Origin of the sequence: Silvanigrella sp., from assembly GCF_044369315.1 — a bacterium.
Classification (GTDB): domain Bacteria; phylum Bdellovibrionota_B; class Oligoflexia; order Silvanigrellales; family Silvanigrellaceae; genus Silvanigrella.
Genome location: NZ_JBIPMD010000098.1, coordinates 1 through 10,937 on the forward strand (window position 1 = coordinate 1; position 10,937 = coordinate 10,937).

At 30.5% G+C, this 10,937-nt stretch carries 10 protein-coding genes; 1 reads left to right on the forward strand and 9 read right to left on the reverse strand.

All coding sequences use genetic code 11. The features are described 5' to 3' along the window. Positions 1 to 55: 55 nt before the first annotated feature. From ACIQ56_RS09315 to tmk, 9 genes are all read right to left on the reverse strand, one after another. Positions 56 to 334, reverse strand: coding sequence for a hypothetical protein (locus ACIQ56_RS09315; RefSeq protein ID WP_397600794.1), 279 nt, complete (start codon positions 332 to 334; stop codon positions 56 to 58). Between the two features lie 357 nt (positions 335 to 691). Beyond that, on the reverse strand, positions 692 to 994 hold the full coding sequence (locus tag ACIQ56_RS09320) for a hypothetical protein (RefSeq protein WP_397600795.1): 303 nt from the start codon (positions 992 to 994) through the stop codon (positions 692 to 694). Between the two features lie 18 nt (positions 995 to 1,012). Further along, positions 1,013 to 1,651: a hypothetical protein gene (locus tag ACIQ56_RS09325; RefSeq protein ID WP_397600796.1), complete on the reverse strand. Its 639-nt coding sequence runs from the start codon at positions 1,649 to 1,651 to the stop codon at positions 1,013 to 1,015. 51 nt (positions 1,652 to 1,702) lie between these two features. Beyond that, positions 1,703 to 3,580, reverse strand: coding sequence for a glycoside hydrolase family 15 protein (locus ACIQ56_RS09330; RefSeq protein ID WP_397600797.1), 1,878 nt, complete (start codon positions 3,578 to 3,580; stop codon positions 1,703 to 1,705). Further along, complete coding sequence (locus ACIQ56_RS09335) at positions 3,508 to 4,839, reverse strand: glycoside hydrolase family 57 protein (protein ID WP_397600798.1); 1,332 nt, start codon at positions 4,837 to 4,839, stop codon at positions 3,508 to 3,510. Before ACIQ56_RS09335 ends, ACIQ56_RS09330 begins: the two co-directional genes overlap by 73 nt. Positions 4,840 to 4,850: 11 nt before the next feature. Continuing rightward, on the reverse strand, positions 4,851 to 6,266 hold the full coding sequence (locus tag ACIQ56_RS09340; protein WP_408022400.1) for a glycosyltransferase: 1,416 nt from the start codon (positions 6,264 to 6,266) through the stop codon (positions 4,851 to 4,853). Between the two features lie 53 nt (positions 6,267 to 6,319). Further along, positions 6,320 to 8,794: an alpha-glucan family phosphorylase gene (gene glgP, locus ACIQ56_RS09345; RefSeq protein ID WP_397600800.1), complete on the reverse strand. Its 2,475-nt coding sequence runs from the start codon at positions 8,792 to 8,794 to the stop codon at positions 6,320 to 6,322. A 63-nt stretch (positions 8,795 to 8,857) separates the two neighbouring features. After that, positions 8,858 to 9,700 carry a hypothetical protein gene (locus ACIQ56_RS09350; RefSeq protein ID WP_397600801.1) on the reverse strand — a complete coding sequence of 281 codons (843 nt, stop codon included), beginning with the start codon at positions 9,698 to 9,700 and terminating at the stop codon, positions 8,858 to 8,860. Beyond that, complete coding sequence (tmk, locus tag ACIQ56_RS09355; RefSeq protein ID WP_397600802.1) at positions 9,697 to 10,353, reverse strand: dTMP kinase; 657 nt, start codon at positions 10,351 to 10,353, stop codon at positions 9,697 to 9,699. The genes ACIQ56_RS09350 and tmk overlap by 4 nt, the downstream gene beginning before the upstream one ends. 117 nt (positions 10,354 to 10,470) lie before the next feature. Between tmk and ACIQ56_RS09360 the strand changes: the two genes are divergently transcribed. After that, the coding region (locus ACIQ56_RS09360; protein ID WP_397600803.1) for a hypothetical protein at positions 10,471 to 10,937 on the forward strand (467 nt) is incomplete at its 3' end.

Consider the following 10,937-nt stretch of genomic DNA (forward strand, 5'->3'; position numbering starts at 1 on the left):
CTTGGAATTATCTTGATACTATCAACAAAATCAAAAACCACTCTCTATAAAAAATTTAATTCCATTCATTGTGTTTGTAAAATGCACTTATTGGGAGGACACTTGGCCAAGGTAAAATATTTAAATTTAAATTTTTTACAATTGTTTTGGTAGATTCAACAAGAAATTCTCCACTTATCCCTTCGAGTTTATTCTTATTTATTAAAACAATAGGTTTGATCTTATCCGTAGTAAAAACTTCTATGTTATCTAATGTAAGCGCTTCTATTTTAGAAAAAAGGGAAGAAGTTATCATTGAAATGATAAAAACGTATAATATGTGTGTTTTAGCCAATTTTAATTCCATTCTATTTTATAAATTTAAACATTTAATCTTTTATTATTAATAATGAAATATTTTAAATAAATTATAAAAAGTGGCATGTAAAAAAAATGACAGCCTATTATTTTAGCTCTTAAGAGAATAAATTTTTAAAAGATTAAAATTTAGTTAAAAAAAGATTAAATATTTATGAATTGCTTATATTTTATTTCAAAAATTTGTTTTTTTAGATAGTTATATATTTCATATTTTAATTTATTTAAGGGATTATCTATGAATTTATTGTATTATATTATTTTGTATTTACCTGTTGTATTATCTTTTTCAGCATTAAAAGTTTATGGAATTTCTTTTTAATATTTATCGAAGTTATTCTAAAAATATAGTTTCACTTGATATGCTTTTAGGTAATGTGATGTTTTTTTGTTTTAACTCATATTTACTAAAAATAAATTTTCCTTCCTGTATATAAATCGGATAAATTGAATTTGGCATTAACTCTGAATTTTTTAATAGTTTTTGAACAACTTCTGCTGCGGATTTTCCTTGACTAGTTCCTGTTATAACTAAACCTCCTAATGATTTTTCTTTTCCGACAGCAAAATCCCAAAAAGCAAAAACCGGTTTTTTTGAATTTTTTGAAGACCATTTTAATACTTCTTCATGATTCACATTTTTATTATTCTCAGTTTAAGAAAAGTATAAACCAATAATAATAGCATCATATTCTTTATTTGCTTTTAAAACTAAATTCTTCCAATCTGAAAATTTATTTAAAAGAAAAACATCATATTTAATATCTGAAAAACTAACTGAGGAATGATTATCAAAAAAATCTTTAAAGACAATTTCTGATGTCCTAGCATGGTCAAATAAAATTAAAAATTTTTTCGCTTGTGGAATTATTTTTTTTATAAAGGCAGCAGATCTTATAATCAAAGGACGTTCTAAAACACCAGTCACATATTTTGGTTCTTGATCAAAATAAATTCGTGGATTGTCATTTACTCCTAAATAAACGGTGCGAATTTGATCTTTTTCAAGTTGAGATCCTACAAATTTTAAAGCAGGATCGTCATCTAAAATAACTAAAGTCGGTTTTATTTTAGATATTAAATTTAAAGCTTTTATTCCCATACCTTGATGTTCTTGGGGTGGTAAAATTTTTGTATTCATTTCAAAAAAAGTAATTTTGTATTCGTTACCTAATGATTTTTTTATTTCATTTGCATAGTCTACATCACATTGAATTTTTTGACTATAACTTTCTACGACAACAATATCTTTTTCTCCAGCAAATACTTTTAAAGAAACTAAAAGAAAACACATTATAAAAAAAGTATTCTTTCTTTTTTTCGTAAACACTCCCAAATGAAGATTTTAATTCTTAAAATCTTCATTTGCCCAAAGAAAAAAAGCATGGCTCCATCCTAGAGGCATTACCCATAATGGTTTTCCCGTGTTTGAATCAATTTGCTCAGAGAAAAAACCTGCTTCATTTGAGGAATTCATTGTTTTTTTAAAGATTTCAAACGACAAATCGGCTAGGCGGGGTTCTATTTTTGATAACTCTCTTGCTGCTTGTGCCATCCAAAATCCTGCCAAAACCCAACTATTTCCACCAATATAATGATCATTTTCATAACGTAAAGTCCCCATTTTTGTTGTTAACTCATCGTAACAAAATTCAAAAATAGATAGCTTTATGCTATCTTCAATTGGAAATTCAGAAAACGGGAAAATACAAGATAATAATGAAATATCAGCTTGAAGATCTCTATTATTATGTGGATCGACAGCTCTTGCAAAGCGTTTTTGTTTTGACACATACAAATGATGGTAACAAAAATTTTTGCAAGATTTTAATCCCGAATGAATAAGATCTTGAAGCTCAGGAAATAAACTTAAGGAACGAGATAGTGCTCCATAAGCGGTAACATGAGCGTAAAAATGCAAGCCATAAATTTCTTCCCAAAGATCAAAACTGTTTACTAAGGATCCTTTTTCTGAGAAATCATTTGCTAATTTTTGAATTCCTTTTTTAATAGAATCTAAAATAATATCATTTTTTTCATAATTTAAATATTCAATCATAGCAGTAATAACAAGACCCAATTGATCTGCCTGCAACTCACACCAACTAGGCGCTTTATTTCCTTGGCAATCGTATCTTTGAAAAAAATCGCCATGATGACTTTGGACTTTAGCTAAAAATAAAAGAATAGATTTTGCTTCTTTAAATTGATTGCATTTCATAAGGCTTAAAGCACAAAATGCAGCATCTCTAGGCCATACGAACCCATAGCCTCCACTATGTTGAAAATCGAGATCACATTCTGGAGCAGCTATAATTCCACCATTTTCATCTATCAATGATTTTAAAACCTTTAATGATGTTTCTTTTAATAAAATTCTTTTTTGCGGCAAAGCTAAATTAGAAACTTTTATGGGAAAATTATTTTTTAATATTTGAATTGTTTCGTTAACTTCTTTTTCTAATGCAGAATTATCAAAATACATGGATAATCGATATTCTAATTCTTCTTGATTATTTCCAAATCCATAAAAAATGGAAACTTCACCTTCATATAATAAGTCATTTTCAACTGATTTCGTAAATACGAAAGGTTGTGTACAAGCAGCAGCATAAACATTTCCCATTTCTATTCTTCTGAATCGATTGGGCTCCGATAAAAAATGATCTAATAATTCCCCTAAAGACTCACTGCTAGAGCTTTGAATGGCTCGTACGGATTGAAAATGAGAGTAACAAGCCCCATTACACGCTCCAATTCCAACCCAAAAGTTTTCAGAAAAAGCAAAAATCATATCTTCGCCTGTTTCTGAATATACAGATTGAAATCGTTTTTCAGAATGCATATTCCAGTTAGATAATAACCATAAATTTATTTTATGTGATGCATAATCAATAGGAATTGTAAGTTCCCATTTTTCTATAAAGGAAGAATGAATCGCGAGACTTTTTTTTCGAATGAAAATCCCGCTATATTTTGGATGTTTTAATTCCCAAGAAACAACAATGATGTTTTCATTGGGGCAAAACGAAAATTCAATTTGATCACGTGCGGGGTCTAACCAAATACTTTCTCCATTAATAACTAAACCGCAAATCGAAAAATTTAAATGGGAATGCCTACTATCTTTAAAGGGCCAAAATAAGCCCTTTAATTGACCATCTTCCCCGAGACAGGCAAGGAGCTTTTCCGAGGCTGTGATGCTTGAGTAGTTTTCTCGCATTCTAGAATTTCTCCAGCTGTTTCTTTATTCCATATTTCAATATTTTTTTGCGCTAAATTTTTAATTCTTAATTTTTCAGCACACTTAATTTCAAGATCTTCTAATATATTGACATAATCGAGGTAGGCTTCGTAGGGACTGTCAAAAGGGCTAAAGTATTTATGCACATCTCCATCACTAGACCATTTAATACACATGTAATAAAAATGATCACTGGTTAATAACTTACGCCACTCTTCTGTTAATTCTTTATCATCAAGTAGCATGATATCATTTTTTAATTTGTAAACTCGTTGAATGGCGTCTTCTTGTATTCTGTTACCTAACCAAGCAGAAATATCTCTTTCCATATCAGCCCAACTTAGCGGACGATCGACATTCATGGGCGCTCGTGAAGAAAAATTTTGCGCTGTTTCGCTCACAGTCATAAATTGAAAACGGGAATCAAAAGCCATATTTGTTACAAAATGATCTAGGAATTCAAATATTCCAGTATCAGCCCATTGGTGTTCCCCAAAAGTTTCGTAGTCCATAAAAAGTCCAATAAATTCATGGTTTCCATCTAAAAGTTTTTCTAGCCAGGAATGGTATTTATCTGCTGTTAATGGCCAAGATTCCCAGCCTCGGTTTGAAAATCGAAAAGCTAAATCATCAGATAATTTGTAGCTTTTAGGTAATAATTTTAATTCTGAGATTTCAGGATGATGAAAAACATGATGCGTATTCCAGCCTTCAGGAATAAAGGGTTCCCAACCTTCAAGTAAACAAACTTGAAATCCTGCTTTATGAATTAATCTGCCAATGTTATTTGAATAAATTAATTCCGTGTTTCTAAATGCTTTAGGTTCGACATTAAATAATTTTTTTAAATTATTTTTTTGAATTTTAATTTGAGAAAAAAACTCTTCTTCATCCCATAATGCTGCTAAACTATGGTGAGATGTTTCACAAATAATTTCAGCATTAGGTAACGAAATAATATCTTGATAAAGCTCTAAAAGTTTAGGATCATATAATTCACATTGCTCTAAAAAGGTTCCAGACATAGAAAACGTTACTTTAAAATCGTTGGGATGTCTTTTTAATAAAGAAGCTAATAAAAGACCTGCTGGCCAATAGCATTTTTTTGCTACTTTTTCAAAAATGCTTTTATTAGAAGAATCGTTAAAATATGAATTATGTTTACTTATATCTTTAATTCTATAATGATTAATTCGAAAAGGTTGATGAACTTCAAAGTAAAAACAAATCGCTACCATTTAAGATCCTTTCAATTAATTTCGGAATAAGCGGAAATAAGTGATTGTGCAGAATGAAGCCATGTTCGATTATTTAAATCCTGAATTGAATTTGTGATCATTTCTTTTTTCATAGGATTGTACTTTAAAATACTTAGAATTCTATCAGCCATAAGATCAATATCCCAAAAGTCTACTTTCATTGCATGATTTAGAACTTCGGAGACACCAGACTGTTTTGAAATTATAATTGGGATATTTTGAGCAATGGCTTCTAAAGCAACAATACCAAAAGGTTCAGAGACACTAGGCATAATAAATAAATCGGAAGATTGTAAAGCTAATTGAACTCCAGTTGAATTTAAAAATCCTTCAAACTGAAAATTTTTATGAATACCGAGTTCCCAGGTTAATTGTTTCATTGCTGGAAGAAGATCTCCTGTGCCAACAACTTTGAAAATAACATTTGGGTTTTCTTTTATAACTTTTTCTGCTGCTAAAACAAAATAGGAAGGGCCTTTTTGAAAGGTAATTCTACCTACAAAAGTAACAACTGGTTTTATTTCTTCTTCAGAATTATCTGAAACAGGATTTGAGTTTTCATATGAGTTTTGAACATGTTGATAATTATTTGCATTATAGACAACTTTAATTTTTTCAGATGGGATATTAAATTTTTCTATTAATAAGTTTTTTGTGTATTCGGAAACTGCAATGACGATATCACAAATGGATACTCCCATTTTTTCAATTTCCAAAATATTTTTATTATTATTTATTTCGCCAGAACGGTCAATTTCAGTGGAATGAATATGAGCTACAATCGGTATTTGGTATTTATTTCTTATCATTTGGGTTGCTGTAAAAGTCATCCAATCATTTGCATGAATAACTTGATAATTTTCATCTTTACTCAAAACATCTAAAGCTAAAAGACCCACAATGTAGCATTTTTCATTAATTGAAGCGTTTCTTGAAAAGGATAAATCTATATTTGTATTATTATAATTTTCCTTGTTTTCATTAAGGGTAATAATGCAGTCATGTATTTTCTTTAAATTTAATTCAATTTTTTTCTTTTCGGAAAAAGAAAGTTCTTTATCATCTATTTTATAATTATAGTGAGAATTTTTGTGAGTATTTAGTTTTTCTTGTATTGAATTTTTAATTTCATTATATGTTTTATTTACAGCGGTGATAGAATCGTTCGTTTTTTTAATTATTAAATTTTCTTGAAAGTCTAATTTTTCATTTTTTTCTAAGACAAAGGGATTTTCTGGGCTAACTATTTTCAATCCTGGTATTTTAACTAGATGTGGAAAATAAGGCAAAATAAGTGTTACTTCATTGCCCATTTTTATTAAACCATTAATTAATCCCTCAGTTGCTGTCCCTAATCCCCCTGAAATCATTGGAGGATACTCCCAACCTAGCATTAATATTTTCATGAATCCCGCCGTATGTTATCATTATTTAATGTAACGTTAAATGATTTAAAAAATTATCTTGCAACTAAATCTAAATCAAGATGTTCTGGAAAAATTATTGGATTTGGACAAACTCGAATTGTATATGTTCTAATTTCTGGATTTGTTGTTTCAAGATCTATCGCATAAATAAATTGATTATGCATTGGATCTGTCTCTACAAAAACTAAATTAACATCTTTTCTATCATGAATACCATACTTATTATCCGAATTTTCAAGAACTAAAGAAACTTCTAACCAATTTTCTGGAAATGGAGAATGAACTTCTAATTGTAAAGAAACATTTTCACCAACAATAACCGTGTCAGATGGTTTTAATTCTGTTCTTGTAATTTGAACATCTTTCCATTTTTCTTTTAAAAATTGAACATTTTTAATGTGTTTCTTTAGTGATTCAATTTGCCCATCTGAATGAATTGACCAATTTTCATGAAATTTTGCTGCAGGTAAATATGACTTAGAAATATAATCCGCAAGCATTCTGTGAGCGCTGAATTTTGGAGTTAATACAGAAATAGATTTTTTCATTTTTTCTATCCACTCTGTAGGTATTTTAGAGCTATAATAGAGAGGAATAATTTCATATTCTAACGTGTTATATAAACTTACTGCATCTCGATCGTCACGATTATTTTCATTTAAAACTTCTTCGCGGGTTCCAATGCTCCAGCCAAGATCAGATTCAAATGCCTCATCCCACCATCCATCTAATATAGAAAAATTTAGTCCACCATTTAAGGCCACTTTTATTCCGCTGGTTCCAGAAGCTTCTAAAGGACGAATTGGTGTATTTAACCAAACATCAACGCCTCTCACAAGTTTTTGTGCTATGTGCATATCATAATTTTCAAGAAAAATAATTCGGCTGCTTAATTTTTCATTTTGAATTGATTTGGCAACTTTTTGAATGATTTCTTTTCCTAAATTATCTGCAGGATGTGCTTTTCCTGAAATAATAAGTTGTACTGGTTTTTCCGAATTTAATAATATTTTTTTTAGGCGGTCAATATTTCTAAAAATAAGATGACCTCTTTTATAACTCGCAAATCGTCGAGCAAAACCTATGGTTAAATATTCTGCTGATAGTTCTGATTTAGGTATTGTAGAAATCAATCGACTTTTTCTATTAAGATGTACATTCCAAAGTTCTGAATTCGGAATATTTTCGACTCTCTTCCAAATATTTGGTTCATTTAATTTTGCGTCCCAGCCTTTGCCTAGATAAAAATCAAATAACTCTACAAGCTCATTGCAGAGCCATGTGCGGGTATGTACTCCATTTGTAATTCCATTAATTGGAATTTCATTTTCTGTAAGTGTCGGCCATAATGGTTTCCAAATTTTTTTAGAAACTTTTTTATGCAGCTGGCTGACTCCATTTCGGTGTCCACTTGTCCTTAATGCAAAAACAGGCATAGAAAATTCAGAATGATTATCTGGAGAACGTCCTAAATTATAAAACTCTTCATCTGATATTCCATATTTTTCAGAAATATTTCCTAAATATTTTGATAACATGTGAATTGGAAAAGCATCATTTCCAGCTGGAACAGGAGTATGAACCGTAAATATTTGTGTTCCTTTAGTTGCAATTAATGCTTCTTGCCAATTTAACCCTTTTTGAATAAATTGAGAAATTCTTTCCAATGTTAAAAAAGCGGAATGCCCTTCATTTAAATGATAAACTGCTGGAGATATATTTAATTTTTGAAGAGCTTTAATGCCACCTATACCTAAAACAATTTCTTGTTGAATTCGCAGCTCTTGGCCACCAGAATAAAGTCTTGAAGTGATATTTCTGCTTTCATGAGAATTTTCTCTTACATTTGTATCTAATAAAAAAAGTGGAATTCTTCCAACATTTAATTTCCATATTTGTGAATAAACAGTTTGACCAGCAATATTAACATCTATTAATAAAGGTTTATTTGTTGATTCTGTTACGAGTTGCATTGGCAAATAAAAGGGATCATTTGGGTCATAATTTTCATTTTGCCAGCCTTCATTATTTAAATTTTGTCTAAAGTAACCTTCAGAATAAAATAATCCTACCGCAACTAGAGGTAAGCAAAGATCACTTGCTGTTTTTAAATGATCTCCTGATAAAACTCCAAGCCCTCCAGAATATAATAAAATACTTTCATGTAATCCAAATTCCATTGAAAAATAAGCAATTTTATTTGCAGAGTTATAGTCTGTTACTTTTGTAACACCATTTTCTAAATAATATTTAAACTCATTATAAACTTCATTTAAATGTTCTAAAAAACCATTGTCTTCTTTTAAACTTTCCCATGTGGATGAAGGTAATGTATTTAATAACTTTAAAGGACAGGGCCCGCTTGCTTCGTATTCTTGAGGATCTATTCTTCTAAATAAATTAATAGCGCTGCTGTTCCAAGACCACCAAACATTGCGAGCAAGATCCCATAGTGGCTCTAAATTTTTTGGTAATGACGATCGAATATGGAGTTGAATAGTACGCATTTATATTCCCCTAATTTTTTTGCCAATAAATATTGACTTGTAATTAAGAGAATTGCAACTATTCTAATTCAGTTTGTAACCTAAGAAAATTCTATTTAACCATAATTGACTAGATGGATTCAGTGTTTCTGCATTTTTCCATTCTGTTACATTGGCGAGAATAGATTTTGCAATAATGAGAAAAGAAGGGTCTTTTTTTAATCTTTCATTTGTAGCCAAAACAATTAAGTCTTGTAACAAATTTGCTTGATATTCTTTTGAGAGTTTTTCTGATATTTCAATAACACTTTTTATGTCATTTAAAGTTACGGTTTTGGTTTCTTTTTCTTGAAGTGAATTTACAAGATTTGGCATGAAATTTTTAAAGGAATCTATTTGTAACTTTATTAAATTAAAATCTTCTTGAGAGACAATATCAAGAATGCTTTTTTTCGAAATTTCTTTAAAATGAATAAAAACTTTTTGGCAGCGACTCGAAATCGTGGGAAGTACAAGACTTAGATTTTTTGTCGTGAGGATAAAAATAGATTTTGCTTGAGGTTCTTCTAAAGACTTTAAAAGAGCATTTGCTGAATTTGTGTTCATTCTTTCGCAATTTTCGATGAAAAATAAACGTCTTTTTCCTTCCGAGGGTTGATAAAGAACCAATTCTTTAATTTTAGCTAAGTCTTCTATTCGTAAAATTTTGCGTGTTCTATCGGCAATAAAAATATCATTATGACTAGCGGCGATATCAAAAAGAGAAACATCATTTGTTTGAAAAAGCTCGACTCCTGAAATTTCTTTTACAAGTGTTTTAAAATGCTCTTCTGGAAAACTCATATTTTCAAATTGTCTACAGACTAAGAGAAGGGCGTGATGCTTGTAATCTTGAATATTTTTCATGAACTCTTCAAATGAATTCATATTGTAATTCCTAAATGAGTCAAGATGGATTGTTTTATTTCCTCAAAAATCTCTTCAATCGATAAATTTGCATTGATGAGGATTCTTTTTGGTACTTTACCATTAGGATATGCAAATGGAGTATTTAAAACTTTAAGATAACCATCTTTAATTAAAAAATGAATATTTTGTTGCAAGGAGTCCATTCGATCTTGTTGTCGTTGTTTTTCACTATGGATACGTTTGACTGCAGTATTTGGGTCAGCAATAAAAACAAATGTGAGATCAGGCATTAAATTATCGATAATTTGTTTTGAAATATTATCAACAATTTCTTTATCAATATTGCCTAAAATACATTGATACACATATGTGCTATCTAAAAACCGATCACATAAAACAAAGTGACCTTTTTTAAGATCGGGTTGAATCACTTTATGAATATGTTGTGCGCGGGCAGCTGATACCAACAAAAGTTCTGTGAGAGGGAGAGGTGCATCATTATGAGTATCTATTTGCTTGAATAAAGAGCGAATGCTTTCGGCAAAGGGAGTGCCACCGGGTTCTCGCGTTAAGGTGCAAGGAATGCCAAGTTGTTTTATGGCTGTAAAAAGAAGTTCTATTTGAGTGCTTTTTCCAACACCTTCGCCACCTTCAAATACTATAAATGCCATTTGTGTTCCCTGGTTAAATGCAGTTTTTGCCGAGGGGCAATCCCCTACGCTTAGCTAACATAGAACATGACCGAAAGGGAGAGAAGTGGAAAATAGAATTTGATGGAGGTCTTTCTCATGGAAAAGTTAGATCTTGATTTAACAGGAGTCTCAGCTTATTCCGACTCTTCTCATGCCCGCGATAGAGAACTCTGGAGAGGGTTTTTAAGCTATGCATTACCAGTGGTTATGGCTAATGATGTGGAAAACTTAGAAAAATACTTAGCAGAGGCTGTAGTTTATTCCTTTGAGGAGCTTACAGCAAAAGGCAATGAAAATGCTTCACAAGCAGAAGTGATCCGTTGCATTTCAACTTTGCTTGCAAAAGAAATTGGAGTTCCCCCAGAGTTTGCTTTGGCTTCTTTTTATGAAGGGGAAGTGCCAACGAAACTTTATAAAATTAAATATAAGCCGCTTAAAAAGAGCGTTAAAGTGTTTCAAGAGGACAAAATGATTGGAGGCTGGCTTGCGGATTTAGCTAAAGTCCAAGAGGATAAAAAATTCATTAAGACTGTAGAAACATGGAAAAAATGGTTGTTACAGGA